This window comes from Campylobacter sp. RKI_CA19_01121 (genome assembly GCF_025771295.1).
In the GTDB taxonomy this organism is placed as follows: Bacteria; Campylobacterota; Campylobacteria; order Campylobacterales; family Campylobacteraceae; genus Campylobacter_D.
The window spans coordinates 1-25,152 of sequence record NZ_JAKMQA010000005.1 but is presented as its reverse complement, the minus strand read 5'-3'; the positions used below and the strand labels follow the sequence as shown (position 1 = coordinate 25,152).

Below are 25,152 nucleotides of genomic sequence, written 5' to 3'. Positions count from 1 at the left end.
TTTTTACTCAGTTTGCAAAGCAACTTTTTGGAAACCTAAATGTTTCATTGTTCTTAAAACACTCATTACATCATCATATTTTAGATTCTTATCCGCTCTGATAAAAACTGTCTCTTGAGTATTATACTGAACTTTTAAAGCATTCATATTATCCGCAAAACTTATAAAATCAAATTTATCTTTTCCTATAAAAATTTCTTTTTTTGCATTAATTGTTATAATCAAACTTTTAATATTTGGCGCACTTGAAGTTTTTTGCGAACCTTGAGGAAGTTGAACTTTTTCTTCATATGTGATACTTGGTGCTGTTACCATTAAAATAGCAAGCAACACAAGCATAATATCTACCAAAGGTGTAATATTGAGTTCAGGTTTTTCTTCTAAAAACATTAACTATACCTTTGTAGAGCTTACTAATACTTTGATCTCGCTATCTAAGATATTAATCAATTCATAGGCTTTACGTTTAATAATCAAATGAAAACTGTATGCAGGAATCGCTACTAAAATTCCACAACCTGTAGCCACTAAAGCTTCACTGATTTTAGGAGCTATAATGCTTAAAGAATTTTGCATCTCTAAGCCACCAAAAGTTTCAAGTATAGAAATAACCGTGCCAAAAAGACCTATAAAAGGAGAGGTTGAAGCGATAATGCTAAGCCAAGTTAATCCTATTGTGGCTTTTTTTTCTACAGAATTTTTATAAATATTCATCTTTGTTTCATCAACTTCAACACATTTTTTTAAAATTGATGCACTTTGACTTAAATCTTTTTCGCCTCTCATTAAAGCTTCTAAAGCTTGGCTTTCGTTTTGAGTCCATTTATTAATAAGCATCAACCTTGAAAATAATATACTAAAACTAAGTATAAAATACACCGAAAGCCAAGCTAATACTATATAAGTGATTAAGCTTGTATTTTCAAAAAAATGAAAAATTGCTTGAAAATCCACTATTTTTGCCTTACATTATTATCCATTTTAGCAAAAGTAGAAGCAAGTGCAATACTATCACTGCTCATAGATTTAATTAAATCTTTTGCTTCTTCTAATCTTTTTGCTATTTCACTATCACTATTTCCTCCAACCCATACAGCGCCTTTTGCTAAAACACTTACTTTAGTTTCAGAAACTTTTGCATGACCTGAATCAATAGCAACTAATTCATGAGTTGAATCTGATTTTTCTATATCTATAATTCCTGCTTTTAAAGAAGAGATTAAAGATGCATGTCCTTTTAAAACACCAAATTCACCCTCACTTCCAGGAAGAACTACCAATCTTGCATCCCCTTGATAAATCATACCAAGGGGTGTAATGATTTCTAAAGATATTAAATCTTGCATAAATTAACCTTTTTTAGCCTTATCCACTTTACAATTATCTAAACAAACGTCTTTTCTGCTAACTTCTTTAAGTGTTTCAGCTTTTGCTATAGCTTCATCTATATTACCAACCATATAAAAAGCATTTTCTGGTAAATCATCATATTTACCTTCTAAAATACCTTTAAATCCTGCAATTGTATCTTCTAAGCTGATATATTTTCCAGGGCTACCTGTGAAAACTTCAGCAACGAAGAATGGTTGAGATAGGAATTTTTCAATTTTTCTTGCTCTTTCAACAATCAATTTATCTTCTTCGCTTAACTCATCCATACCCAAAATAGCAATAATATCTTGCAAGTCTTTATATTTTTGTAATACTGATTGTACTCCACGTGCTACTTTATAGTGCTCTTCACCAATAATTTGTGGATCAAGCATTCTTGAAGTAGAATCAAGTGGATCAACAGCTGGATAAATACCTTTTTCAGCAATTGATCTATTTAAAACTGTTGTTGCATCCAAGTGTGCAAAAACTGTTGCTGGCGCAGGGTCTGTTAAGTCATCTGCTGGTACATAAACTGCTTGAACTGAAGTAATAGATCCTTTTTTGGTTGAAGTAATTCTTTCTTGGAACTTACCCATTTCGCTAGCTAGGGTTGGTTGATAACCAACAGCTGAAGGAATTCTTCCTAAAAGCGCTGACATTTCTGAACCTGATTGAGAAAATCTAAAAATATTATCAATAAACATTAAAACATCAAGTCCCATTTCATCTCTAAAATACTCAGCCATAGTAAGACCTGTTAACGCAATACGATTTCTTGCCCCTGGTGGTTCATTCATTTGACCATAGCACAATGCAACTTTATCCAATACGTTACTTTCTTTCATTTCATTATAAAGGTCATTACCCTCACGAGTTCTTTCGCCAACACCTGCAAAAACCGAATATCCGCTGTGTTTAAATGCAACGTTGTGAATTAATTCCATAATAATAACGGTTTTGCCAACACCTGCACCACCAAAAAGACCAACTTTACCACCCTTAGCATAAGGAGCTAACAAATCAACAACCTTTATACCTGTTTCAAAGATTTCACTTTTTGTACTTTGCTCTTCAAATGGAGGCGGATCTCTATGAATTGACCAGTGTTTATCAAAATTGATTTCTTCACCCTCATCAATCAAATCACCCGTTACATTAAAAATTCTTCCAAGAACTTTTTCGCCTACTGGAACGCTAATTGGATTTCCAGTTGCGACAGCTGTTAAACCTCTAACAAGACCATCCGTCATATCCATAGCGATGGTTCTTACTTTATTATCGCCTAAATGCGCAGCTACTTCAAGAACTAGCTTGCATTCTTTTCCTTCTAATTCATAATTAACAATAATAGCTTCATTAATTTGTGGAAGATAGTCTTTAAATTCAACATCAACCACTGGTCCTAAAACTTGAGAAATAAAACCTTGCATCATCACTCCTAAATTTATTTCATTGACTCAACACCGCTGATGATTTCTATCAACTCGGTGGTAATAGATTCTTGTCTTGCTTTATTATAAGCTAGATTAAGCTGCTTAACTCTAGCTTTTGCATTATTGGTTGCATTATCCATGGCTTGCATTCTAGCACTATGTTCAGCTGCCAAAGAATCAACTAAAGAAAAATACATGTTATATTCAAAATAAGTTTTTAACAAATCGTTTAAAATTTCTTCATCTTCTGGTTCTAAGTCCATTAAAGATTCAGACTTTTGTTCTTCTTTACCAACAATAGCTTCTACTGGCAACAACTCATTAATACGAATTTCTTGAGAAATCATATTTTTATAACCATTGTGAATGATTACAATTTTATCTGTCACGCCATTTACAAAATCATCAACAGCTTTTTGGATAATAGCACAAGCCTTATCATAATCTGGACTTGAACTTGTATCTAAATATTTTTCCAAAATTTCTATATTTTGAAAATTAAAATATTCTATACCTGTTTTACCAATAGCTCTTAATCTTACCTTGATTTTTTTTGTTTTGCAATCTTCAAGCATTTCATTTACGGCTTTAATGGTTTTAATATTAAATCCACCACACAAACCCTTATCGGCTGTGACAAAAATAATATCCATTTTTTCTATATTATCTTTTTTTCTAAAAAATGGAAGTTTGTCATCAAGCCCATCGTATTGATTGATCTTGAACGCAATTTCTGATAAAACTTCATCGATTTTTTGAGCAAAAACCTTTGATTTTTTAGCTGCCTCTTCTGCTTTTCTTAGTTTAGCAGTAGAGACAAGCTTCATCGCATTGGTTGTCTTTTGTGTATTGTGAACACTTTTTATTTTTCTTTTAATTTCTTTTAAATTAGACATTTAAAAACCTTATATATGGTTTGCTTTAAACTCACTCAATGCTTTAGCTAGTTTTTCTTCTAAATCTTTATCTAAAGCTTTTTTAGTTCTAATTTGCTCAAAAATTTCTGGATACTTAGCCTCAATAAATGGATATAAAGCTGCTTCAAATTCTCCAATTTTCGAAACTGCAACATCATCTAAATAACCTTTAGTGCCTGCAAAAATAATCACAACTTGATTTTCTGGTGAAAGTGGAGAATATGGAGGTTGCTTTAAAACTTCAACCATTCTTTGTCCACGCTCAAGTTGTTTTCTACTAGCTTCATCCAAATCACTTGCAAATTGTGCAAAAGCTTGCAATTCTCTATACTGAGCTAAATCAAGTCTTAATGTACCTGAAACTTGTTTTGTTGCTTTAATTTGCGCGGCACCACCAACACGAGATACAGATAAACCAACATTAATCGCAGGACGAATACCTGAGTTAAATAAATCTGTTTCTAAGAAAATTTGACCATCTGTAATTGAAATAACATTGGTTGGAATATAAGCTGAAACATCCCCTGCTTGAGTTTCAATAATAGGAAGTGCAGTCAAGCTTCCCGCGCCAAGCTCATCACTTAACTTACTTGCTCTTTCAAGCAATCTTGAATGTAGATAGAACACATCACCAGGATAAGCCTCACGACCTGGAGGACGACGTAAAATCAAAGACATTTCACGGTATGCAACAGCATGTTTACTTAAATCATCATAAACGATCAATGCATGTCTTGAATTATCTCTAAAATATTCACCCATAGTTACCCCAGCATATGGCGCAAGATACTGTAACGCAGCAGGATCTGATGCACCCGCATTTACCACTATAGTATAATCCATTGCACCATATTCTTCAAGCTTTTTAACTACTTGAGCTACAGTACTTTGTTTTTGACCAATTGCAACATAAATACAAATAACATCTTTACCTTTTTGACTAATAATTGTATCAATTGCTACAGTTGTTTTACCTGTTTGTCTATCACCGATGATTAATTCTCTTTGTCCTCTACCAATTGGAACTAAAGCATCAATAGCTTTAATACCCGTATGTAATGGCTCATGAACGCTTTTTCTAGCCATAATACCTTTTGCTTTTTCTTCTACAAAACGATATTCGCTCGCTTCAATTACGCCTTTAGCATCAATTGGCTCTCCTAAAGCATTTACAACACGTCCTATTAACGCATCTCCAACTGGAACTTTTAAAAGTTTTTTTAATCTTTTTACAGAACTTCCTTCTTTAAGTCCAAGTCCTTTACCTAAGATAACAATACCAACACTTGATTCTTCAAGGTTAAGAACCATTCCTTTTTCGCCATTTTCAAATTCAACCATCTCTCCAGCCATAGCATTTTTAAGGCCATATACCTTAGCAACACCATCGGCAACTGAAATAATTTTACCGGTTTCTTCTATTTCAAGATTAAAGTCAAATTTTTCAATTCTTTCTTTTATAATAGAACTAATTTCATCTGCTTTAAATTTCATCAAATCTCCTTAAATTGCTTTTAATATATATTCATTCATCTTAGCTTTTAAGCTTTGCATTGAAAATGAAATTTCATATCCAAGTCCATCTAAGCTAATTTTCACACTGTCATTATCACTTATTTTACTATCTAATCTAATTTTTGCATTAAATTTAAGACTAAGTTTTTCCTCTAAATTTTTAATTTCTTCTTCGCTTAATTTTTCTTTTGAGTAAACCTGTCCTAAAAATGTATTTTCTTTTGATGCTTTTTGTTCACTTAATTCTTTAGTGATTTCTGGAATTAGCATTTCTCTTTTATTATCCACAATCAAATTTATAAAATTTTTAAAAGCATCACTTGGATTATTCAATAATGAAAGTATTAACTCTAATTTTTTGTCTTGCTTTATTTCGTATGAATTTAAAATATCTATAAATTTATTAGATGCAAAAGCTGAGCTTAACTCTAACAAATTAGAATAAAAATCTTCAAAATCATTTCTTTCTAATATTGCCTTTGCATATGTTTTAGCAATTACTTTTTCCATCAAGACACCTTTTTCATCATGATATTTAAAATTTCTTTTTGTTGTAGCTGTAAATTTTGATCTTCAAAAATTTCTTCTAAAACTGCTTGCACAACTTCTTTTTCCATTTTTCTTATTTCATATTCTTTGTGCTCTTCGTAAGTTTTTTCTAGAGCTTTAATTTCCATTTTTGTTTCATTCTCGATTTTTTCAGTAATAATTTCTGCCTCTTTTTTTGCAAGAGCAATTGCATTAACAGCTTCTTGTTTGGCTAAATCTAATTTTTTCATCATTTCTAATTTATGATTTTTACTTGCAATAAGTTTTTCTTGAATTTCATTCATTCTAGATGCAATCTTTGCAATTCTACCATTATAGAAATTTTTCAAAGGTGTTGCTATGAAATAATACAAAATAGCAGCAAATAAAACAAAATTCACCGCTCTTGGAATAATATCATACTCACCACTTCCATTACCTGCTGCAAAAGCATAAAAAGGAAGTATTGATAATAATGTAATTTTTTTCAACATTTATCTTCCTTAAATTTTACTCAAGCTATTTTTAAAGCTTTGTTTAAATTCTGGCATTTTTAAACGCATTTCTTCTTTTAACTCTTTTTCTTTTTCTTTTAGACTTTTAAGAAAAACAAGCATTTGATCTTCTAATTCTCTTTTTCTTGTTGATAATTCTTTTTCTTGTTTTATTTTAGCTTCTTCTATTGCTTTTGCTTTGATTTGATTGATTTCATCTCTTGTTTGGATATGAATTTTTTCTAATTCACTTTCTACATTTGAAACATCATCAGAATTTTTTTTCATTTTTTCTTCATCATTTTTTATGGTTAAATCTCTAGAATCCATAAATTTAATCAAAGGTTTATAGAGCATAGAATTTAAAATCGCTATCATAAGCAAAAAAATGACACCGGTGGCTATCATGATGGAAAAATGTACATCATTAAACATTAATACTCCTAAATAAATCTAAATAAAACGCGAAATTATAGCAAAACATACCTAAAAACATATTTAATTTAATGTCTTTAGAAATTCCCTAACCTCATCTTCATTTTCAAAATTTATAGTAATTTTTAAATCTTTTGCATTTACTTTTAAGCCTAAAGATTCAATTTTTTCTTTTAAATTTATTATAGATTGATATTGTTTGTTTGAAGTTGTGTTTTTTTCTAATTGGTTTGTATTTTTAAAATTTTTAATTAATTTTTCAGTATCTCTTACATTAAGTTTTTGTCCTATGATAGTATCAACTATCATTTTTTCTTCTTCTTTTTCAAGCCCCACTAAAACTTTTGCATGTCCTTGTGAAATTTTACCTTCTATAATGAAATTTTGCGTTTGCTCATTTAAATTTAAAAGTCTTAAAGTATTAGCAATTTGAGGTCTTGATTTGTGAATAAGATCGGCTAATTTTTCTTGAGTGATATCATGAATTTCTAATAACTCTTTATAAGAATGTGCTAATTCTATAGGGTTTAAATTTTCTCTTTGAATATTTTCTATTAAAGCAAGCTCACGTAATTTTATATCATCTACATTTAAAACTACAGCTTTAATCTGTTCTTTTTCTAAAAGCTTACATGCTCTAAATCTTCTCTCACCTGCTATTAAAATATAATCAAATTCATCTTTTTTAAAAACCACAACAGGCTGAATCAAGCCATATTCTTTAATAGAACCTGCAAGTTCTTCTAGAGCTTGGGTATCAAAATTTTTTCTTGGCTGATAAGGGTTTGGACTAATTAAATCTATATCAATTTCTTCTATTCTGCCTTCATTAGAGCCTAATTCTTTTTCATAAACCTCATCAATATCAGCCAAAATGCTACTTAAACCTCTTCCTAATGCACTTTTTTTTGCCATTTTTTATCCTAATATAGAATGTGCTAAATTTTGATATGCCACTGAACCTGGAGATTTTATATCATAAAGTATAATAGGCTTTCCATAGCTTGGACTTTCAGCAAGTTTTACATTTCTTGGTATGATGATGAAATCATCTTCATTATCACCTGTTCTAAATAGCTTTTGTTTGAAATTTTGCTTTAAATCTTCCACAGTATCTTTTGAAAGATTATTTTGTGAGCTATACATAGTTGGCAAAAAGCCTTTTATTTTTAGTTTTGGATTGATAGTTTTTTTCACAAACTTAATAGTGTTTAAAACCATCGCAACGCCCTCAAGTGCATAAAACTCACATTGTATAGGGATAATAACACTATCACTTGCTGCAAAAGCATTCACTGTAATGCTTCCAAGCGCAGGAGGTGAGTCAATGATAATAAAATCATAATCTTTGGCAATTTCTTTGATTTTTTCTCTTAAAATTGTTCTATATTCTCCGCTTTCTTTTACTACTTCTTGCTCAATTCCAACCAAAGAAATATTTGATGGAGCTAAATATAATTGCGGAAGCTCAGTTTTTAAAATGATTTCAGAAAGTTTTTTCCTACCTATAAAAACATGGTAAATATTATATTCATAATTACTTCTATTAAAACCAAGTCCTGTTGTAGCATTAGCTTGTGGATCAATATCTATTAAAAGAACCTTTTTTTCAGCTACTGCTAAAGAAGCCGCTAGATTAATAGCGGTAGTAGTTTTACCTACCCCACCTTTTTGATTTGCAATAGTTATTATTTCACTCATCTTAAACTATATATCCTTTTATTATCTAACAATATAGAACCATCTTTATACAACAAAGCATCTTTTAAAGATAAAATCTTACCTTCATTATGTATAAAAAAATTTCTTGATTTTTCAAATTCTAGCATATACTTGCTAAAAATATTCTTCCATAAAATTTTCTCATCTACATAAGAAAAATACTCATTTAAAAGTTTTGCTATATCTACTTCTATGTCTAAAATTTCAGCATTAAATGGAGCATATTTAAGATTAATCCCCATTCCTACAACCAAAAAATCATTGATTTTAGAACTCATCAATCCGCCTATTTTTTTATCTTCTATATAAAAATCATTAGGCCATTTAATCCATACTTTTGAATTTTGTCTTTGCAATACTTCTTTCATTAAAAATGCAAAATATATACTAGCAGAAGCTAAAGGAAGATCTTGTGCTAATTCTTGAGTTTTTATACAAAAAGATACATGTAAATTTCCTTGCTTACTTTGCCAAGTATTATCTCTACTACCTATACCAGCACTTTGGATAAAAGCACAAATGGCTGTATTTTCTATAATTTCTCCACTGCGAATTTTATCACTTAAATAAACTTGAGTTGATTCAAGTTCATCAAAATAAACTATCTCCAAGTTTTAACCTTTTTCCATTTAAATAAGTCTTAGCATCTAAAGCTTTTTTTCCACTTTCTTGTAAAGTTTTAATCCTTAAAATACCTTTTGCACACGAAAGCAAAAAGCTTTCCTTTTCTACTTGCAAAATCACACCTGGTTTTTGAGTCTTTTCACTATCAACTAATTCTATGTCTAAAAATTTCATACCATTTTCTAAAAAAATTCCAGGCCAAGGTGTAAAAGCTAGAAATTTTTGATAAATTTCACTTGCATTATCTAAAGCAATCAAGCCATCTTCTTTTTTGATTTTTTTACAATGTGTAACTAAACTTTCATCTTGCTTTTTTGGGATAATTTTTTCAAAATTCAAAAGTGTAGAAATAGTAAGCTTAGCTGCTAAATTTGAAAGCATAATAAAAACTTCAGCTGAATTTTTACCTGCGATATCACATTCTATACTTTCTAAGATTGCACCACTATCAAGCCCTTCTTCCATAAGCATAGTGCAAACCCCGCTTATTTTATCTCCATTTAAAATAGCGCTTTGTATAGGTGAAGCACCACGATATTTAGGAAGCAAGGAAGCATGTAAATTGATACAAGGAGCAATATCTAAAATTTCTTTTGGTAAAATCTTCCCATAAGCAGCAACAACTATAAAATCAGGTTTTAGGCTTTTTATTTCATTGATTATGTTTTCATCTTTTAAACTTTTTGGAGTGAAAATTTCTATATTTAAATTATTTTCTAAAACAAATTTTTTAGTATCACTTGGAGTTAAAATTTGTTTTCTTCCCACAGGTTTATCAGGTTGAGTAAATAAAGCCTGGATATTAAATCCTTTATCGACAAGCTCTTTTAAAATACATGTTGCATAAGAGGGAGTTCCCATAAAAATGATATTTTTCATAGTACCGCTATCCTTTTTTGATAAGTTTTTATAGCTTTTTGATATGAAAGCTCAAGATAATCTTTAAAAATTTCAAAATTTTTTCTTGAAGGATTGTTAATACAAATATATCCCATATAAGCATAAATTGGATGAGGCATGATAAGATCAAGTATAGAAAAATCATAATTTAAACTAACAATCTCACCCTTTAAAGCTTTTTTAGGTTTTTGACCAAAAAGATTTTGGTAATCTTGATCACAAAGAGAGCAACTTAGACGAAACACACCTTCTCTATTTAAATTCGAAGCTTTATCATTTATGCCATCATTTTCTTTAATAGTACAAAAATAAACTCCGTTTTTTAAAACCTTATCGGGATTATAAAAAAAGCTATGTTCTTTATAGGTAAATTTATATACCAAACCTTTAAAATTGGACTTGATATATTCTTGGATAAAATCTATAGTTAATTTTTCACTCATCAAAGATTATTTTGACTTCTAATTTTTTTAACTTCTTCTAAAAGCATAAATTTAAGCTCTTTTAAACCTGTTTTTTCAAGGCTTGATACTTTAATAAAAAAGCTTTGTGGATTATTTTGACTTTGTAAATAAGCTTTTAACTCATTATAATCATCTTCCATTTTTTGTGCAAATTCCTCACCTAAATTTACACTATCACTTTTTGAAAGCATTAAGCCAAAATTTCTTGCATAAAGTTTGCTTGAAAATTTTTCTAATTCTTTTCTTAAAATGCAAAATTGTTCTTTTAAACTCATATCTCTTAATGGATCAAGCACAAAAAGTAAAAAAGAAGTTCTTTCTATGTGTCTTAAAAACTCAAGTCCCAAACCCCTACCATCGCTTGCACCTTCTATAATACCTGGAATATCTGCCATTACAAAAGAATTATAATCATCTACTTCAACCATACCAAGTTTTGGAGTTAAAGTAGTAAATTCATAATTAGCTATTTCAGGTCTTGCATTAGATACTACGCTTATAAGAGTAGATTTTCCTACATTTGGAAAGCCTACAAGTCCAACATCTGCTATGAGTTTTAACTCTAGACGCACGCTTAAGGTTTTTCCTGCCACGCCTGGTTGGGCATAATCTGGGCGTTGATTAGTAGAGTTTTTAAAGTGAGTATTACCAAGACCACCTTTACCACCTTTTAAAAAGAGTTCTTTTTGGCCTTCTACTAGCATATCAAGCAAAACTTCCCCACTTTGTGCATCAATTACCTGAGTGCCTTGAGGAACGATTAATTCTAAGCTCTCCCCTCTTTTACCATTTTTGTTACGGCCCAAACCCGGCTGGCCATTTTGCGCTTTAAGTTCTTTTTTGCCTTTAAAGTGCGCTAGGGTATGGGTATTGTTATCACATATAAAATATACATCACCACCATTTCCGCCATCACCACCATCAGGTCCACCAAGTGGAACATGTTTTTCACGGCGAAAACTCACAGCACCTTTACCACCATTGCCTGAACTTAAAACTAATTTCACATTATCTATAAACATACAATCACCAAAGTATAAATTTTTAAAATGATATTATATTTTTTTTAATATATTAAGATTAAAAAGAAGAAAAAGGCTACAAAGTAGCCTTTAAATTATGCAGGATAAACAGAAACTTTTTTTCTATTTTTATCTTTTCTTTCAAATTTTACAAAACCATCAATTAAAGCAAAAATTGTATGGTCTTTTCCCATGCCTACATTATTACCTGCATGAGTTGCTGTTCCTCTTTGGCGAATGATGATGTTGCCAGCGCGAACAAACTCTCCACCAAATTTTTTAACACCTAGACGACGACCTATAGAATCACGATTATTCTGAGTTGAACCTTGACCTTTCTTGTGTGCCATTCTTTACTCCTTAAGCTTTAATATCTACTACTCTAACGCGAGTAAATTGTCTTCTAAAACCGCGTTTTAATTTTGAGTCTTTTCTACGTCTTTTTTTATAAATCACAACTTTTTTGTCTTTTCCATGAGCAATCACTTCTAAAACAACTTTTGCACCCGCAACAAACGGCGCACCTACCTTTAATTCTTTATCACATACAGCAAGAACTTCACTTACTTCTACGCTTGATTTTGCTTCAGCTTCAAAACGATCTAGTTTAAGCTCATCACCTTGGCTTACTCTGTATTGTTTTCCACTGTGTTTTATAATAGCATACATACAGCTATCCTTTCTTAAAATATTTTGGTAGCACCATAAAGCATTATGCATAAAACATAAATTTAAAAAGCTTTAGTGGTTAAAACTTGAGATTATACTCAAAATAATTTTAAATTTAGGTTAATTACCAACCTAAATTTACTGTACCATTTGGATTTACACTATGTTGTTTTTCCACGCCCATATTAGCTTCATCTAAAGGCCTACAAACATCATCTTTTTTAACACTTCCTTCAAGAATTTTAGCATATGATAGTTTTGGTGTTGAGCGGATAATTTGAACCTTTCCACTTTTTGTTTCTATTCTTGCTGTATTTTCTTTAGTATAAGCATCCTTTATCACTTCACCTAAAGAATAACACTCATAGATTTCATCATTACTCAAAGTTTGCGAGAAGACTACTTCATTATTACTAACTTGTGCAACTTTTAAAGGATAAATAGCATTTAAAATATCATCTGAAATTTTCTTTGCAATTTTTTCACTTAGCTTTTCACTAGCTACTAAAGAATCACCTTTAACAAAGGCTGACATGGTTAAAGTATTTGAAAATTTAATTTGTCTGGTGGCAAATAAAAGCACGCGATAATCCACCACAATATCTATTTTATTTTTATTTCCTTTGGTTTTAAGATCTACTCCACCTACATGAAATAACAAAATATAATCAGTAGCTAAAACATTCTTAAGTTTGTAAATTTCATCTTTATGCGTATTAGATGAATTTATCAAAGCTTTCTCCATTTCATAATAACCTTTAGAATCTCTATCTAAAACATTAAATTTCCTACTTTGAAGTAAACCTGTGATAATTTTTTGCTGTAAAATATTTCCAAGCTCTTGGTATTTAGAAGAGGTATTAAATACCGTAATACTTCTTCTACTATCTGGCTTATAACCTGGTATTTGATATTTTTTATGAGTAGTAGTTTTAAAAATGGTTACATTTGCTATGTATTTATCGTTTTCTTGAACCACACTATCAATTTCATATGCATCAACTCTGCCTTTTGTAGCTTTTATGATTTGCTCTTTATAGCTATCTTCTATATTAGTCTTTTTATTATTTGAATTTACCGCGACAAAAGACTGCTTGGTCGAGTCAATATTAACACCATTTAATTTACCAATAGCTTCTATTATGGCATTATTTATTGCCTCTTCTCTGCTAGCTCCTATACCCTCGCCCATACTTGAATTGGTAGTGCTTGTGGTGATTATTTTGGCATATAAACTCAAATGAAAACATAAAATCAAAATACAAATTTGTAATATCTTCATAAATTTTTCCTAAAAATCATCTATATCATTTACAACATTAGAACTTCTTTGTATATTAGAAGACTTTTTAGGTTCAGTTTTTGGGACACTAGTGTTTGAATTTGATTTTAAAGCTTCGTTAATATTTGCCACATTATCATAAGAATAAAATCTTACAACACCTACATGTTCTATACCATTTTCGCTTGTATAATTCCATCTTTTAAGTGTTCCTATGCCTTTGATTTTTCCGCTAGCACTTGCTTTTATTTTTGTATTGATTTTTTCTACAATATTTGTGAAATCTTGAATTTGTTCTTGAGTAGTGTTGTCATTGATATTTAAGCTTTGCTTGATGATTTCTTCATAACTTTCACCTGTAGTTTTTTCATCTTTTAAACTTAAATTTGTATTGATAAATTCAATTATAGCTGCATCAGCCATAGTTGAAGCTGTATCTTTAGCCCTATCTTCTAATATATTTGTCTTCTTGGCATTATTTGCATCAGCAATATAACCCCAATTTCCATAGCTTAAAATAACCGGTGAACCTTTTTCATCATAAACTAAGCGAATACCATATTCATTAAGAAAGCCTTTATTGTCTTTTGGTAAATACTCGTTGATATTTTTTCCTTTACCTTTGATGTTACTTTGACGCGCTAAAGACATATCTTTAGCAAGTTGACGAGTTTTTTTAGAAACGACTGCAATTACACCAATATCATATTGCCCTCTTCTTTGCGTAACTATAGTTTGCACAGGAATTAAACCGCTCATTGAACCAACTGCACTAGTAATTGTTTTATTAAGAAACTCTTCTTTTAATAAAATCTTTTTTCTTTCCTCTGTTAAACCTTCTACATTAATACCCAAATCTCTCAAAGCTTTATCTAATTTTGCACCACTTAATTGAACCAGTTTATCAAAAATTTGCCCTACAACACTTCCTTTTGGTAGTTCTTCAAATTCTTTTGCATTAGTAGAATTATCAGCTTCGTAATTTTGAATTTTACTCACTGCCATTCTTCCAAAGGCATCTTCAATAAAATCAGACTGTAAATTAAGCATAGCTTTTTGGTAAGCATTTTGCAAAGCTTGAGCAAATTGAGGATCGCTATCGCTTAGCGCAACTACACTTCTACCCGTATAAAAGGTTTTTCCATCTTTTGTAATACCATATTCTATACCAAAATTATCTGCAAATTCTTCAAAAAAATCATCTAAAGATTTTGGAGTAATATCTTTAGAGCTAGCATCTGACATTTCATTTTGAATTTTAATATCTTCTTGAGTAATTTCAACTTGTGGAGTTGCTTGAGCATAAAGAAAACTCGCTACCAATAATGATCCAATAACAAATCTTTTTTTCATCATATCTTTCCTTGTTGTTTTATATTACCAGCTTACAGTTTTACTAGATCCTAGTTTATTGATTCTATTAGTTTTTTGCCATACTACCAAGCCACTGCCCTTTTCAGCTAATTTCATAACAAAAAAGTATTCAACTTGGGTTTTACCATTACTTAATTTTATATTTTGCTGACCAATTCTTCCCTGTAAAGTCAAAGAAGCGCTAATTTGCGTATGATTTTTAGATACCGTAGCTTTATCATATCTATCATCATCTTTATCGCTCATTACATCATCCATATTATTTTGAGTAGCACTATCATTGCCCTGAGTAGCTGAAGCTGCAAATTTACCTGAATTTATAAGTTCTTCTACCATCAAATCAGTCAAATTTCTAGTATCTATTCTTAAAGCTGTATCATTTACCACATCATAAACTGCCACAATAGCCTTACCTGAATTTCCTATTTTATTCACAACATAACTTGAATTAAACAAACTATTTAACATCTCTTTAGCTGTATTGTCAAAATCTTCACCAGTTAAAGCCATGCTTAAAGAATCGCCTTGTTTTACTTTTGCCGCAGTTCCATCTACATAAGTAGGTTGTTGCATACACGCACTAAATAAAACACCTATAGCCACTACACTTGTTAAAATTTTAATTTTTTGCATTTTTTATCCTTTTTTATTTAATATATATTTTATATTTTTTTGCTTCCTTATTACTAGCTATATTTTGTATAATATACTCTTGTTTAGCTAATAATCTTATATTTTTATAGTTTTTATCAATAGTATTTTTTATAACAAACCCATCCTTATCAAACCATTCTATTTTATAAGAAAGCTTTTTATCAACAGAACTATAAAAAATAATCTGCACTTCTAATAATCCTGCATTATTTATTCTTTCTTTTATACTTTTTACATTTGTATGTTTAAAATTTGCATCAAGAGCATCTTGTGAAACCAATAACATACAATTTAATAATAATAAAAAAATTAACTTTTTCATTTTTCTATGATATTTATACTTGGAGCAATACTAGGTGCAAAAGAACGCACTACAACCAATACATTTTTCTTTGGATTAATCTGTCTTTCAAATAACACATCATCACTTGGAGTTTTAATAATAATTTTACCTGTATTTTTAATCATAACAACTCCTATACTTTGTGGCAATCCTCTCCAAGATCTAACATCAGCTTGAGTAGTTGCTGCATTCATGATACCACTAGCAAGGCTTAAAAAACCTCCTGTTGAGTCATTATTAGCTACTGCTGCATTGATAGTAGTTTTTAAGATAGCTGAAACTATTGCTTTTGTAACTATTGATGGTTGCTCGAACTTAAACTCGCTTGCTACAACATTATCCAAATCAACTAATTTTGTAGTATTAGTATCATTTACACTTAAATACTCAAAAGACTGGCTTCTTTTTTTTAGCTTAGGTAGAGCAATAGAAGTTGTCGTAAGAGTGTCATTTAAAATCAAAGGCAGAGTTAATTTAAACTCATCCTTTATCACACCAAAACCATTCTCATAAACAATAAAAACATATTTATTTTTTGATTTAGCATTGCTAATTGCTTTCCACTCTTTATTAATTTCTTTATTTTTTGGATTTAAAATCTTTATTTCTTTAAATAAATCTTTAGCTAAAGTATAATCTTTGCTCATATAATAAAAAATCGAAGCTAAGTAAGTTGCATAAGGATTGGTAAAATTTTTACTTGTTGAAAATTCTTCAAACAAAACTTCATATTGAGCATTTATTTGTTTTGTTGATTCACTAAAATTTTTATTAAAATTTGGATCTTCTTTTTTGGCCTTTTCTAATTCTGCTTTATTTTTAGCAATTTGAGTTTTAAAATAATCTTTTGCTCTATCTTGACGCAATAAAGCTCTTTTAAACTCCACTCTTGCATTATTATAATCACCCTCACTCATAAAATTTAAACCCTTATATACATTAACCATTATTCTTTCATATAAAGAGCCATCATAGTCTAATATAGAATCATTTATTAATGTAGTTACAGCTGTTTTAGCAATTTTTTGAGCGCCACTTCTTAAATCCACATCAACTTGATAAGATTCCTCAACCTTATCAAAAAATTCATTACTAAGATTAAAATCTCCACAATTTTTTGCGATTAAACCTGCATTTAATCCTACATATACTGGATCATCTTTTTTATCTACCTTAGTCATTTCTTGGGCAAAAAATTCATCAGAACATATCTTTTGGGTTAATTTTTGCTCTAATTCATTGTTTACTTTTGCATGATTAGCACACGCACTAAATAAAATAGCTGTTAATGCAATCACACTAAATAAAATTTTATTTTTCATAGCCAATTCCTAATTAAAAATTAAGAATGCATTATATATAAAAAATAAACAAAAAACAACATTCCCCAAAGAAATATCTTTAGGGAAAATTTTAATTAAAGCTCTGGTTTTGGAGTTTTTTCAGTAGCTTTTGGAAGTTGAGGATAAGTAATGCTTGGTTTTTTACCTGTTAGAGCATGTAAGAAAGTTTCTATAGAAGCTGCTTCTTTGTCAGAAATTTCTATGCCAAGTTGCACACTACCCATTTCTTTAATCGCATCTTGTAAAGACCAAATAGCGCCATTATGGAAGTATGGAGCTGTTTCGGCAATATTTCTTAAAGTTGGAGTTTTAACTAAACCATTTGCATCACCTTTAAAATCACCTACATTTGCAAATTTATATTTAGCTGCCACTTGGAAAGCTTGCATGCTACCACCTAAATTTACTCCTGTATGACAAGCTGTACAGCCTTTATCGATGAAAGTTTTTAAACCTTCTTTTTCTTTTTTGCTTAAAGCTTTTGTATCACCTTCTAAGAATTTATCAAATTTAGATGGAGTTAGAAGTGTTCTTTCAAATGTAGCAATAGCATCTGCTATATTATCAAAAGTTACCCCATCATTACCATATATTTTTTTAAATTCTTTAACATATTCTGGCATAGAAGAAATTTTTTCTACTGCTAATTTAGCAGGAGTTGCCATTTCAGGCTCTGCCTCAATTGGTCCTTTTGCTTGATCTGCTAAAGTACCTGCTCTACCATCCCAAAATTGAGTTGAATTTAAAACAGAGTTATAAACTGTTGGCGAATTTAAATGATGAGGATTAGCAGTCCATTTGTGTCCTACAGCTGCTGCTATACCATCAGCACCACCCATACCTAAGTTGTGACAGGTATTACAAGAAATCAAACCACTTTTAGAAAGTCTTGGTTCAAAATACAGCTTTTTACCAAGATTAGCTTTTTCTTTAGAAAACTTGCTAGCTTTAACGCCCATTTCTTTTAATAGTTTTTCAACGCCTGCTTGATCCTTTGGCAAAGGTGCTAAACCTGCTGCTTTTGCTTCATCAAGCAAAGCTTTATCGTTAGCAAAAGCAGTTGATGCAACTAATAATGATGATGCAACTAATAATGAAATTTTTTTCATTATTCACTCCTAAATAAGATAAAATAAAGCCTATTTAAAATAAACTTATTGAAAATATATCTATAATTTTCTTTAAATAAAATAAAAAATTTCTATTTAAAAATAAAAATTATTATAGGATAAAATATCTCTTAAATATTTATTTCAGAGTTTTTTGCTATCATTATTATAAATCTTTATAGAATTAGGATAGAAAGTAAATGGAAAATTTAATAATTTATCTTTTAGCTTATCTTATAGGTGCTATACCTTTTGGTCTTTTACTAGCTCAAATTTTTGCCAAAACAAATATCAAAAATGCGGGCAGTAAAAGCATAGGTGCTACCAATGTTTTAAGAGTAGTAAAAGAAAGCGATCCTAAGCTTGCCAAAACACTTGCTGTTGCAACAATTGTCTTAGATGCACTTAAAGGAATTGTACCTATATTAGTAGCAAAAATTTTAGGCTATGATGAAAATATCTTATGGACTATGGCGGTTTTAGCAGTATTTGGCCATTGTTTTTCTCCTTATTTAAAATTTGAAGGTGGCAAAGGAGTAGCTACTGGAGCTGGGGTTTTAGCAGTATTTTTACCTTTTGAGATTATATGTGCACTTTTGGCTTGGTTTATTATAGGTAAGGTATTTAAAATTTCAAGCTTAGCCTCACTTGGAGCTTTAATTGTTTTAATTGCAACTTCTTTTATATTTCATTATGATATGCCTGTGATTAATACCCATGCGCCGATATTTATCATCGCTTTTATAGTAGTTTATAAACACATACCAAATATTTTAAGGCTTATTGGAAAACAAGAATGCAAAGTCATATAAAAGTTAGCTTAGAATTTAAATGTATTATAGGGCTTTTGGATTTTGAAAGAATTCAAGAGCAAAAAGTCCTAATAGAATTAGAAGCTAAAAGTAAGAAATTTTTAGATTATGCAAAATTATGCACTAGAATAGAAAAAATCTATAAAAAGAAAAAATTTAAGACTATAGAAAAATCTTTAAAATATATATGCAAAGATATTAAAAAACATCATAAAAAACTTCAATTTATAAATATTACTTGTTATAAGCCCGATATCATCAAAAATGCGTGCGTTGGAGCTAGTTTAAGCAAAAAATATTAAAAATTTTTTAAAGAATTTTGAACATTTGCTTAATTTGTGTTATACTTTTGCACTAAAACTATCTTCAAAGGAATAAAATGCGTATTTTAGTTGTAGAAGATGAAGCATCGCTTAATAAAACTTTATCAAACACTTTAAATGAGTTTGGCTATCAAAGCGACACTTCAGAAAATTTTAAAGACGCTGAGTATTTTATAGGTATTAGACATTATGATTTAGTATTATCAAATTGGACTATAGGTAATAATGATGCAAGCGATTTGATCAATGCTATCAAACAAAAATCTCCAAGAACTGCTATAGTAACAATGTGTACAAAAGCAGACAAAGAAAATGAAATCAAAGCTTTAAAAGCTGGAGCAGATGATTATATAAAAAAACCTTTGGATTTTGAAATTTTAATGGCAAGAATCGAAGCTAGACTTAGATTTGGCGGGACAAATGTGATTAAGATTGATGATTTAGTGATTGATCCTGATGAAGAAAAAATCACTTATCAAGGAAAAGACATAGAGTTAAAAGGAAAGCCTTTTGAAGTTTTAACTCACCTTGCTAGGCACTCTGATCAAATCGTATCAAAAGAACAACTTTTAGATGCTATTTGGGAAGAACCTGAACTTGTAACTCCAAATGTTATAGAAGTTGCAATCAATCAAATAAGACAAAAAATGGATAAACCTCTTAATATTTCCACTATAGAAACTGTGCGCCGCAGAGGATATCGCTTTTGTTTTCCTAAAAAAACTAACTAAAAAATTTTTAGAATGATTTGATCATTCTAAAAATTAAATATTTTTATCTCTTTTTAAATTAGCTATAAGTTTTTATATAGTATAAGTTTGCTTTATTATCAATAAAAGGAAAAGTATGTCACTTTTAATCACTAGAGAATGTATATCCTGTGATGCATGCAGAGAAGAATGTCCAGATGAAGCAATTTATGATAATGATCCAATCTATGTCATAGATCCTGATTTATGTACTGAATGTGTGAATGAATTTTCAGAACCAGCCTGTATAGTGGCCTGTCCAGTAGATTGTATCATACCTGATCCTGATAATGTAGAAAGTATTGATGAGCTTCGCTTAAAACATAAAAATAAAGATATTTAATGGCTAAAAAAACAGCAGTAATTGATCTTGGCTCTAACTCCGTTCGTATGGTTGTTTTTGAAAGAACCTCAAGATATGGTTTTTTTATTTGCAGTGAACACAAAAAGAAAGTAAGACTTGGAGAAAATGCTTATAATAACAACAAAATTCTCCAAGAAGAAGCCATGCTTAAGGCCGAGAAGGCACTAGCTTATTTTAAAGAAAAAGCTGTAAAAGAAAAATGTAGGAAAATTATTGCTGTTGGAACTTCTGCGCTAAGAGATGCGCCTAATGCAAAAGAATTTATTACTAGAATATCAAAAAATGTAGGTTTAAACATAAAATGCATTAATGGTAAAACAGAATCATTTTTAGGTGGTCTTGCTGCGTTAAATTTACTATCAAATATTCAAAATGCCACCACCATAGACATAGGTGGAGGATCAACCGAGCTTTGCTTGATTAAAGAGGGTAAAATTATAGATTGTATTTCGCTTGATCTAGGAACTGTAAGATTAAAAGAGATTTTTTATGATACTAAAAGATTAAATGCTCTAGATCAATTCATACAAGAAGCTCTAATGCAAGTTCCAAAACATTTTCAAAGTGAAAATATTATTGCCATAGGTGGAAGCTTAAGAGCATTGTCAAATTCTATAATGAAAAAAAATTCCTATCCTTTAAAAATAATCCATAATTTCAGCTACAGCTTTGAAAAAGAAAAAAATTATATAGAAAAAATTCAAAATGCAAAAAATTTAACAGATTTTGATATCAAAAAAGATCGCTTTGATACTATAAAAGAAGGTTGTGTTATATTTTTAGCGTTAGCTAAAAAACTCAAAGCTAAAAATATCATCACTTCTGCAGTAGGTGTTAGAGAAGGCGTGTTTTTATCTAATCTTTTTCAAAAATACGCCAAAATAAAAAACGACACTAATGACTTTTCGCAATTTAATGCCAAATTTCCGCCAAATTTCAACCCAAGTTTAAAATCCTTACAAGATCGCTTTGGTGTTGATTATAAAGATAAAAGTGCTTATTTTGCAAGTAAATTATTTGATGTACTTTTACCTATTCACAAAATAAGTTTAGATTTTAAAAAAGATCTTTTAAGCGCTGCTAAATTAGCCCATATAGGTGAAAAAATTAATTTTTATTTTGCTAATGAACATAGCGCCTATATGGCAATGAGTGGCTTAAACTTTGGCTTTTCACACAAAGAAATTTTGCTTATTGCAACTCTTTTAAAAGCCAATGGTAAAAAAATAAACCCCCTTGCCATAGAACATGTTAAAGAATTATTACCAAATAACCATATATTAGCTTGGCTTAATTTTATTCTAGCACTAGCAAAAAAACTTGCTAAAGATAGTGATGAAAATCTTGATTTTACATTAAAAAATCATACCTTATATATTTATTCAACAAAAAAACAAATTTATTTTTCAAGAGAAGAAATCAAAAAAATTTCAAAGCCAAAACTTATTGTTTTAGCTTTTAATCAATCTAATTAAGCATTTTGTTTTAAAAGTAAATTTTGCAATCTTTGTTTATTTTCTTCAAAATAAGAATCAAAGTCTTTTTCTTTTGGTTTTTGGGATGTTTTGTTTTGTTCCTCATTTTTCATCATAGCTTCACTTGTTTCTAATACCACATTAGAATTTCCTATGATCATAGTATAGCGTTTTAAGCCATACTCAAAGACTACAAGTTGGTTATGTCTATCAAGTGGTCTTTGAAAAATCAAAGTAAAATTTCTATCTAAAGGATGTTTTTGTCTTAAATACATTTTTAAAAACCAAAGTCCAACAAGCAAAAGTATCAAAACACTTACAACTAAAATATAATTTGTAAAATCATACTCTTGCATTTTTATCTCCTCATTTTTTTCTTCTAAGCTATTTTTAGTTACTAAATTCACACCTTCTTTTTGAGCGCGCAGTCTTAATCCGTATTCACCAATCGTATCTGCATTAATTTGTATCTTATCGCCAACACTTAAGGCTATAAAAGTTTTTTTACCTTCTGAAAAAATTTTTATTTTTTTAATAATGCTAGAATTTAACGTCTTATCTTCTTCTTTAACACTTTGAGCATTTAGTGTAAAGATAATAATATCGCCTTTTCTCTTTTGACTAATGCCTTCTTTATAAGGAATATCAAATGAAAAAGTAATATCCACCCTATCTTCTCTAGGATAGATATTATAATCAAGAATTTTTGCCCCAAAAAGAGGCAAAGCAAGTAGTAAAATCCAAATAAATTTCATTGCAATTCTTTTTTAAAATACTGCAATACTGATTTAGAATCTAAAATCTCATTAATTCTTATGGCAAGGTTTTTTTCATACACCATTACCTCACCTTTTCCAAAAATTCTTTTATTCAAGTAAAGCTCCACACTTTCGCCTGCTGGCTTTTCAAGATCTATCACAGAACCAACTTCTAGCTTTAAGAGTTCTCTCACACTCATATTAGTCGTGCCAAGCTCACTAACAAAATCAACACTAATGTCTAAAATATCTTCATAAGATTGCAATAATCCTAAATGATCTTCTATCATATTTTTTTATAACCTATTCTAAAGGAAGCATTTTTTACTTCATAAGTAAATTTTTCTTTGAGTTTAATTTTTGAAAATCCATCAATACGCCCTAAATACTCAGGAACACCTAAACGATACTCATCTTTTCCATTAGTATCATTAAGTAGCTTTTTAGCATAGCCTATGATTTGATTGGCCACTTCTTTAACTAAATCTGCCAATCCATCTTCTTTTAATTCTTCATGCAATAAAAATTGTGCAATTTCATTTAAAGCTTGTTTTTGAAAAAACAAATAAAAACTATATTCCTCATCTTTAAAATACAAAGGTATAGAAGCCCCGTAAAGCTCGCCTCTAATCACGCTTTTTTGTGAAATTTTTAATTTTAAAATATGCTCAAAAAAATGATAAATCGAATACTCAAGTGTTTTAGTCATAGCTTTTCCTTAATAAACTTATAATAAATTTATTTTACTAAATAAACCTTTAATCATAATTAATAATTAAAATATAAAATACTATAATTTTGATTTGCTAAAAGGCTTTTAATGTTTATAGAAAATTTTAATTTAGATGAAAAAGTTTTTATCATTGCCGAGCTTTCAGCCAACCATGCAAACAGCCTTGAAGTGGCCTTAAAAACCATACAAGCAGCTAAAAAAGCAGGGGCTGATGCTATAAAAATTCAAACCTATACCCCAGATAGCTTAACGCTAAATTCTGACAAAAAAGATTTTATTATCGAAGGTGGTTTGTGGCATGGACGTAAACTATACGAATTATACGAAGAAGCTAAAACGCCTTATGAATGGCATGAAAAACTTTTTGAATGCGCCAAAAATGAAGGGCTAATCTGCTTTTCTAGTCCTTTCTCTAAAGAGGATGTGAATTTTTTAAAACAATTTAATCCCCCAGCTTATAAAATCGCTTCTTTTGAAGTAAATGATTATGATTTTGTGCGTTATGTGGCAAAAGAAAACAAACCTACTTTGGTTTCTACGGGTATAGCTTATGAAGAAGAGCTTGAAATGGTTGTTAAAATTTTCCAAGAAGAAAACAACCCAAATCTAATTTTGCTTAAATGCACTTCGGCTTATCCTTCACAAATTTGTGATTTAAATTTAAACGCCATCAAAACTTTACAAGAAAAATTTAAAACCATAGTAGGCTTAAGCGATCATAGCGAGGGTTTTTTGGCACCTACTTTAGCAGTAGCTCTTGGAGCAAGAGTCATAGAAAAACATTTTATATTAGATAAAAGCTTAAATAGTGCTGATGCTAAATTTAGTCTTGATTTTGACGAATTTAAGCAAATGTGCTCCATGGTACGCTTGAGCGAGCAAGCACTAGGCAAATCTAGCTTAACAATAGATGATAAAACCTTAAAAAATCGTCATTTTGCAAGAAGCTTATATGCGAGTAAAGATATAAAAAAAGGTGAGGTTTTTACACAAGATAATGTAAAAAGCATAAGACCAAACCTAGGCTTACATCCTAAATTTTTACCTATCATACTTGGTAAAAAAGCAAGTTGCGATATAGAATTTGGACAAGCGTTAAAAAAAGAAGATTTTTTGGAATAATTCATGCTTTTTCTTAAAAAAATATAAATAAAGGATTATAATGCTACTTGAGCTTAATTTTTCTAAAAATTTACAAGCCTTAAAAGAAACCAATACGAATTTAGCAGACAAAATTTTACAAGTAAAATCAAATGAAAGATTTGAGCTTTTTGAAAAAAGCTACGATATTTATGATCATAATACAAAACAATTTTGCGTACAAAATACCTTAGATAATTTATCTTTTTATGAGCAAAATTATAAAAGACATCCATTTTTAGTTTTTTTTGGAATAGGCAATGGTATATTAATTTTTGAACTATTAAAAAATCCATTCAAAGATTATATTTGTGTTATAGAGCCTGAAATAGAACTTTTATATATTGCTTTACATTTAAGCGATTTTAGTCAAGATTTACAAAATAAAAGACTTCATATTTATTTATATGAGGATATTAATTTTTTAACTTTTTATCGTTTTTTTGAACAAGAAAAAATTCACTTTTTTGTAAAAACTTATGATTTATTCTTAATATCAAATTTCTATGAAAACTATGAAGATGCTATAACCACAACCAACTCTTTATGCATAGAGAGTATAAAATCTTTGGTTATTAGACAAGGTAATTCATCAG

32 protein-coding genes and 1 pseudogene are annotated in these 25,152 nt (G+C 29.7%); 7 read left to right on the top strand and 26 right to left on the bottom strand.

What is annotated here, in order from left to right; all coding sequences use genetic code 11:
• Positions 1–3 precede the first annotated feature (3 nt).
• From L8T90_RS03345 to L8T90_RS03235, 23 genes are all read right to left on the bottom strand, one after another.
• Complete coding sequence (locus L8T90_RS03345) at positions 4–390, bottom strand: ExbD/TolR family protein (RefSeq protein ID WP_012660945.1); 387 nt, start codon at positions 388–390, stop codon at positions 4–6.
• A gap of 3 nt (positions 391–393) precedes the next feature.
• A complete protein-coding gene (locus tag L8T90_RS03340) occupies positions 394–954 on the bottom strand; it encodes a MotA/TolQ/ExbB proton channel family protein (protein ID WP_263736716.1) in 561 nt (186 codons plus the stop codon).
• A complete protein-coding gene (atpC, locus tag L8T90_RS03335) occupies positions 954–1,346 on the bottom strand; it encodes an ATP synthase F1 subunit epsilon (RefSeq protein WP_012660943.1) in 393 nt (130 codons plus the stop codon). Before atpC ends, L8T90_RS03340 begins: the two co-directional genes overlap by 1 nt.
• Before the next feature lie 3 nt (positions 1,347–1,349).
• Complete coding sequence (atpD, locus tag L8T90_RS03330; protein ID WP_039667925.1) at positions 1,350–2,804, bottom strand: F0F1 ATP synthase subunit beta; 1,455 nt, start codon at positions 2,802–2,804, stop codon at positions 1,350–1,352.
• Between the two features lie 14 nt (positions 2,805–2,818).
• Complete coding sequence (gene atpG, locus L8T90_RS03325; RefSeq protein WP_263663543.1) at positions 2,819–3,703, bottom strand: ATP synthase F1 subunit gamma; 885 nt, start codon at positions 3,701–3,703, stop codon at positions 2,819–2,821.
• A gap of 9 nt (positions 3,704–3,712) precedes the next feature.
• Positions 3,713–5,218: a F0F1 ATP synthase subunit alpha gene (atpA, locus tag L8T90_RS03320; RefSeq protein ID WP_012660940.1), complete on the bottom strand. Its 1,506-nt coding sequence runs from the start codon at positions 5,216–5,218 to the stop codon at positions 3,713–3,715.
• Between the two features lie 9 nt (positions 5,219–5,227).
• Positions 5,228–5,749 carry a F0F1 ATP synthase subunit delta gene (locus L8T90_RS03315; protein WP_263678389.1) on the bottom strand — a complete coding sequence of 174 codons (522 nt, stop codon included), beginning with the start codon at positions 5,747–5,749 and terminating at the stop codon, positions 5,228–5,230.
• A complete protein-coding gene (locus tag L8T90_RS03310; protein WP_173787085.1) occupies positions 5,749–6,261 on the bottom strand; it encodes a F0F1 ATP synthase subunit B in 513 nt (170 codons plus the stop codon). Before L8T90_RS03310 ends, L8T90_RS03315 begins: the two co-directional genes overlap by 1 nt.
• A 9-nt stretch (positions 6,262–6,270) precedes the next feature.
• Complete coding sequence (locus tag L8T90_RS03305) at positions 6,271–6,696, bottom strand: FoF1 ATP synthase subunit B' (protein WP_263708304.1); 426 nt, start codon at positions 6,694–6,696, stop codon at positions 6,271–6,273.
• Positions 6,697–6,759: 63 nt separating this feature from the next.
• Positions 6,760–7,611, bottom strand: coding sequence for a ParB/RepB/Spo0J family partition protein (locus L8T90_RS03300; protein WP_087685083.1), 852 nt, complete (start codon positions 7,609–7,611; stop codon positions 6,760–6,762).
• 3 nt (positions 7,612–7,614) lie between these two features.
• Positions 7,615–8,397, bottom strand: a complete 783-nt coding sequence (locus tag L8T90_RS03295) for a ParA family protein (RefSeq protein WP_012660935.1) — start codon at positions 8,395–8,397, stop codon at positions 7,615–7,617.
• On the bottom strand, positions 8,394–9,029 hold the full coding sequence (locus L8T90_RS03290) for a biotin--[acetyl-CoA-carboxylase] ligase (RefSeq protein WP_263667134.1): 636 nt from the start codon (positions 9,027–9,029) through the stop codon (positions 8,394–8,396). Before L8T90_RS03290 ends, L8T90_RS03295 begins: the two co-directional genes overlap by 4 nt.
• Positions 9,010–9,921 carry a methionyl-tRNA formyltransferase gene (gene fmt, locus L8T90_RS03285; protein WP_263736715.1) on the bottom strand — a complete coding sequence of 304 codons (912 nt, stop codon included), beginning with the start codon at positions 9,919–9,921 and terminating at the stop codon, positions 9,010–9,012. The genes L8T90_RS03290 and fmt overlap by 20 nt, the downstream gene beginning before the upstream one ends.
• Positions 9,918–10,385, bottom strand: a complete 468-nt coding sequence (locus L8T90_RS03280) for a DUF6194 family protein (protein ID WP_263736714.1) — start codon at positions 10,383–10,385, stop codon at positions 9,918–9,920. The genes fmt and L8T90_RS03280 overlap by 4 nt, the downstream gene beginning before the upstream one ends.
• Positions 10,385–11,428: a GTPase ObgE gene (obgE, locus tag L8T90_RS03275; protein ID WP_087685080.1), complete on the bottom strand. Its 1,044-nt coding sequence runs from the start codon at positions 11,426–11,428 to the stop codon at positions 10,385–10,387. Before obgE ends, L8T90_RS03280 begins: the two co-directional genes overlap by 1 nt.
• A 95-nt stretch (positions 11,429–11,523) precedes the next feature.
• On the bottom strand, positions 11,524–11,778 hold the full coding sequence (rpmA, locus tag L8T90_RS03270) for a 50S ribosomal protein L27 (RefSeq protein WP_002862355.1): 255 nt from the start codon (positions 11,776–11,778) through the stop codon (positions 11,524–11,526).
• Positions 11,779–11,788: 10 nt separating this feature from the next.
• On the bottom strand, positions 11,789–12,097 hold the full coding sequence (gene rplU, locus L8T90_RS03265) for a 50S ribosomal protein L21 (RefSeq protein ID WP_039617324.1): 309 nt from the start codon (positions 12,095–12,097) through the stop codon (positions 11,789–11,791).
• A 124-nt stretch (positions 12,098–12,221) separates the two neighbouring features.
• On the bottom strand, positions 12,222–13,379 hold the full coding sequence (locus L8T90_RS03260; protein WP_263736713.1) for an LPP20 family lipoprotein: 1,158 nt from the start codon (positions 13,377–13,379) through the stop codon (positions 12,222–12,224).
• Between the two features lie 9 nt (positions 13,380–13,388).
• Positions 13,389–14,732 carry a DUF6844 domain-containing protein gene (locus L8T90_RS03255; RefSeq protein ID WP_263736712.1) on the bottom strand — a complete coding sequence of 448 codons (1,344 nt, stop codon included), beginning with the start codon at positions 14,730–14,732 and terminating at the stop codon, positions 13,389–13,391.
• 24 nt (positions 14,733–14,756) lie between these two features.
• The gene (gene lpoB, locus L8T90_RS03250; RefSeq protein ID WP_263724717.1) at positions 14,757–15,386 is read right to left on the bottom strand and encodes a penicillin-binding protein activator LpoB; all 630 of its coding nucleotides are present in this window, start codon (positions 15,384–15,386) and stop codon (positions 14,757–14,759) included.
• Between the two features lie 13 nt (positions 15,387–15,399).
• Positions 15,400–15,729, bottom strand: a complete 330-nt coding sequence (locus L8T90_RS03245) for a YcfL family protein (protein ID WP_263736711.1) — start codon at positions 15,727–15,729, stop codon at positions 15,400–15,402.
• Positions 15,726–17,072 (bottom strand): COG3014 family protein, encoded by a 1,347-nt coding sequence (locus L8T90_RS03240; protein ID WP_263736710.1) that lies wholly within the window; start codon positions 17,070–17,072, stop codon positions 15,726–15,728. The genes L8T90_RS03245 and L8T90_RS03240 overlap by 4 nt, the downstream gene beginning before the upstream one ends.
• A 95-nt stretch (positions 17,073–17,167) precedes the next feature.
• Positions 17,168–18,202, bottom strand: a complete 1,035-nt coding sequence (locus L8T90_RS03235; RefSeq protein ID WP_173787074.1) for a cytochrome-c peroxidase — start codon at positions 18,200–18,202, stop codon at positions 17,168–17,170.
• Positions 18,203–18,402: 200 nt separating this feature from the next.
• On the opposite strand from L8T90_RS03235, the gene plsY reads away from it, so the two are divergent.
• The 5 genes from plsY (at position 18,403) to L8T90_RS03210 (ending at position 21,925) form a co-directional block, all read left to right on the top strand.
• A complete protein-coding gene (plsY, locus tag L8T90_RS03230; RefSeq protein ID WP_263736709.1) occupies positions 18,403–19,014 on the top strand; it encodes a glycerol-3-phosphate 1-O-acyltransferase PlsY in 612 nt (203 codons plus the stop codon).
• Positions 18,999–19,316, top strand: a complete 318-nt coding sequence (locus tag L8T90_RS03225) for a dihydroneopterin aldolase (protein ID WP_173787072.1) — start codon at positions 18,999–19,001, stop codon at positions 19,314–19,316. The genes plsY and L8T90_RS03225 overlap by 16 nt, the downstream gene beginning before the upstream one ends.
• Positions 19,317–19,393: 77 nt before the next feature.
• Complete coding sequence (hsrA, locus tag L8T90_RS03220) at positions 19,394–20,068, top strand: homeostatic response regulator transcription factor HsrA (protein ID WP_039667907.1); 675 nt, start codon at positions 19,394–19,396, stop codon at positions 20,066–20,068.
• Positions 20,069–20,183: 115 nt separating this feature from the next.
• Positions 20,184–20,429: a YfhL family 4Fe-4S dicluster ferredoxin gene (locus L8T90_RS03215; protein ID WP_012660922.1), complete on the top strand. Its 246-nt coding sequence runs from the start codon at positions 20,184–20,186 to the stop codon at positions 20,427–20,429.
• Positions 20,429–21,925 carry a Ppx/GppA phosphatase family protein gene (locus L8T90_RS03210; protein WP_263736708.1) on the top strand — a complete coding sequence of 499 codons (1,497 nt, stop codon included), beginning with the start codon at positions 20,429–20,431 and terminating at the stop codon, positions 21,923–21,925. The genes L8T90_RS03215 and L8T90_RS03210 overlap by 1 nt, the downstream gene beginning before the upstream one ends.
• Here L8T90_RS03210 and L8T90_RS03205 read toward each other — a convergent pair.
• From L8T90_RS03205 to L8T90_RS03195, 3 genes are read right to left on the bottom strand one after another with little or no spacing between them, the layout of a single operon-like run.
• Positions 21,922–22,680, bottom strand: coding sequence for a hypothetical protein (locus tag L8T90_RS03205; protein ID WP_263736707.1), 759 nt, complete (start codon positions 22,678–22,680; stop codon positions 21,922–21,924). The two genes, L8T90_RS03210 and L8T90_RS03205, sit on opposite strands and share 4 nt — an antisense overlap.
• A complete protein-coding gene (gene fliN, locus L8T90_RS03200; protein WP_012660919.1) occupies positions 22,677–22,973 on the bottom strand; it encodes a flagellar motor switch protein FliN in 297 nt (98 codons plus the stop codon). The genes L8T90_RS03205 and fliN overlap by 4 nt, the downstream gene beginning before the upstream one ends.
• Positions 22,970–23,392 carry a hypothetical protein gene (locus L8T90_RS03195; protein ID WP_012660918.1) on the bottom strand — a complete coding sequence of 141 codons (423 nt, stop codon included), beginning with the start codon at positions 23,390–23,392 and terminating at the stop codon, positions 22,970–22,972. The genes fliN and L8T90_RS03195 overlap by 4 nt, the downstream gene beginning before the upstream one ends.
• A gap of 111 nt (positions 23,393–23,503) precedes the next feature.
• On the opposite strand from L8T90_RS03195, the gene pseI reads away from it, so the two are divergent.
• Positions 23,504–24,538 carry a pseudaminic acid synthase gene (gene pseI / locus L8T90_RS03190; RefSeq protein WP_263736706.1) on the top strand — a complete coding sequence of 345 codons (1,035 nt, stop codon included), beginning with the start codon at positions 23,504–23,506 and terminating at the stop codon, positions 24,536–24,538.
• A 40-nt stretch (positions 24,539–24,578) separates the two neighbouring features.
• A pseudogene (locus L8T90_RS03185) lies at positions 24,579–25,152 on the top strand (hypothetical protein); the annotation flags it as partial.

What these genes read in the sequence shown, in the direction of transcription:
- L8T90_RS03305 (WP_263708304.1), bottom strand. Translation starts at nt 6,696, where the DNA reads ATGTTTAATGATGTACATTTTTCCATCATGATAGCCACCGGTGTCATT.
- L8T90_RS03315 (WP_263678389.1), bottom strand. Translation starts at nt 5,749, where the DNA reads ATGGAAAAAGTAATTGCTAAAACATATGCAAAGGCAATATTAGAAAGA.
- fmt (WP_263736715.1), bottom strand. Translation starts at nt 9,921, where the DNA reads ATGAAAAATATCATTTTTATGGGAACTCCCTCTTATGCAACATGTATT.
- L8T90_RS03195 (WP_012660918.1), bottom strand. Translation starts at nt 23,392, where the DNA reads ATGACTAAAACACTTGAGTATTCGATTTATCATTTTTTTGAGCATATT.
- atpD (WP_039667925.1), bottom strand. Translation starts at nt 2,804, where the DNA reads ATGCAAGGTTTTATTTCTCAAGTTTTAGGACCAGTGGTTGATGTTGAA.
- L8T90_RS03295 (WP_012660935.1), bottom strand. Translation starts at nt 8,397, where the DNA reads ATGAGTGAAATAATAACTATTGCAAATCAAAAAGGTGGGGTAGGTAAA.
- L8T90_RS03255 (WP_263736712.1), bottom strand. Translation starts at nt 14,732, where the DNA reads ATGAAAAAAAGATTTGTTATTGGATCATTATTGGTAGCGAGTTTTCTT.
- L8T90_RS03205 (WP_263736707.1), bottom strand. Translation starts at nt 22,680, where the DNA reads ATGAAATTTATTTGGATTTTACTACTTGCTTTGCCTCTTTTTGGGGCA.
- obgE (WP_087685080.1), bottom strand. Translation starts at nt 11,428, where the DNA reads ATGTTTATAGATAATGTGAAATTAGTTTTAAGTTCAGGCAATGGTGGT.
- L8T90_RS03280 (WP_263736714.1), bottom strand. Translation starts at nt 10,385, where the DNA reads ATGAGTGAAAAATTAACTATAGATTTTATCCAAGAATATATCAAGTCC.
- atpG (WP_263663543.1), bottom strand. Translation starts at nt 3,703, where the DNA reads ATGTCTAATTTAAAAGAAATTAAAAGAAAAATAAAAAGTGTTCACAAT.
- L8T90_RS03310 (WP_173787085.1), bottom strand. Translation starts at nt 6,261, where the DNA reads ATGTTGAAAAAAATTACATTATTATCAATACTTCCTTTTTATGCTTTT.
- pseI (WP_263736706.1), top strand. Translation starts at nt 23,504, where the DNA reads ATGTTTATAGAAAATTTTAATTTAGATGAAAAAGTTTTTATCATTGCC.
- L8T90_RS03345 (WP_012660945.1), bottom strand. Translation starts at nt 390, where the DNA reads ATGTTTTTAGAAGAAAAACCTGAACTCAATATTACACCTTTGGTAGAT.
- rplU (WP_039617324.1), bottom strand. Translation starts at nt 12,097, where the DNA reads ATGTATGCTATTATAAAACACAGTGGAAAACAATACAGAGTAAGCCAA.
- rpmA (WP_002862355.1), bottom strand. Translation starts at nt 11,778, where the DNA reads ATGGCACACAAGAAAGGTCAAGGTTCAACTCAGAATAATCGTGATTCT.
- L8T90_RS03235 (WP_173787074.1), bottom strand. Translation starts at nt 18,202, where the DNA reads ATGAAAAAAATTTCATTATTAGTTGCATCATCATTATTAGTTGCATCA.
- plsY (WP_263736709.1), top strand. Translation starts at nt 18,403, where the DNA reads ATGGAAAATTTAATAATTTATCTTTTAGCTTATCTTATAGGTGCTATA.
- L8T90_RS03210 (WP_263736708.1), top strand. Translation starts at nt 20,429, where the DNA reads ATGGCTAAAAAAACAGCAGTAATTGATCTTGGCTCTAACTCCGTTCGT.
- fliN (WP_012660919.1), bottom strand. Translation starts at nt 22,973, where the DNA reads ATGATAGAAGATCATTTAGGATTATTGCAATCTTATGAAGATATTTTA.
- L8T90_RS03245 (WP_263736711.1), bottom strand. Translation starts at nt 15,729, where the DNA reads ATGAAAAAGTTAATTTTTTTATTATTATTAAATTGTATGTTATTGGTT.
- atpC (WP_012660943.1), bottom strand. Translation starts at nt 1,346, where the DNA reads ATGCAAGATTTAATATCTTTAGAAATCATTACACCCCTTGGTATGATT.
- L8T90_RS03225 (WP_173787072.1), top strand. Translation starts at nt 18,999, where the DNA reads ATGCAAAGTCATATAAAAGTTAGCTTAGAATTTAAATGTATTATAGGG.
- L8T90_RS03215 (WP_012660922.1), top strand. Translation starts at nt 20,184, where the DNA reads ATGTCACTTTTAATCACTAGAGAATGTATATCCTGTGATGCATGCAGA.
- L8T90_RS03260 (WP_263736713.1), bottom strand. Translation starts at nt 13,379, where the DNA reads ATGAAGATATTACAAATTTGTATTTTGATTTTATGTTTTCATTTGAGT.
- hsrA (WP_039667907.1), top strand. Translation starts at nt 19,394, where the DNA reads ATGCGTATTTTAGTTGTAGAAGATGAAGCATCGCTTAATAAAACTTTA.
- atpA (WP_012660940.1), bottom strand. Translation starts at nt 5,218, where the DNA reads ATGAAATTTAAAGCAGATGAAATTAGTTCTATTATAAAAGAAAGAATT.
- L8T90_RS03240 (WP_263736710.1), bottom strand. Translation starts at nt 17,072, where the DNA reads ATGAAAAATAAAATTTTATTTAGTGTGATTGCATTAACAGCTATTTTA.
- lpoB (WP_263724717.1), bottom strand. Translation starts at nt 15,386, where the DNA reads ATGCAAAAAATTAAAATTTTAACAAGTGTAGTGGCTATAGGTGTTTTA.
- L8T90_RS03300 (WP_087685083.1), bottom strand. Translation starts at nt 7,611, where the DNA reads ATGGCAAAAAAAAGTGCATTAGGAAGAGGTTTAAGTAGCATTTTGGCT.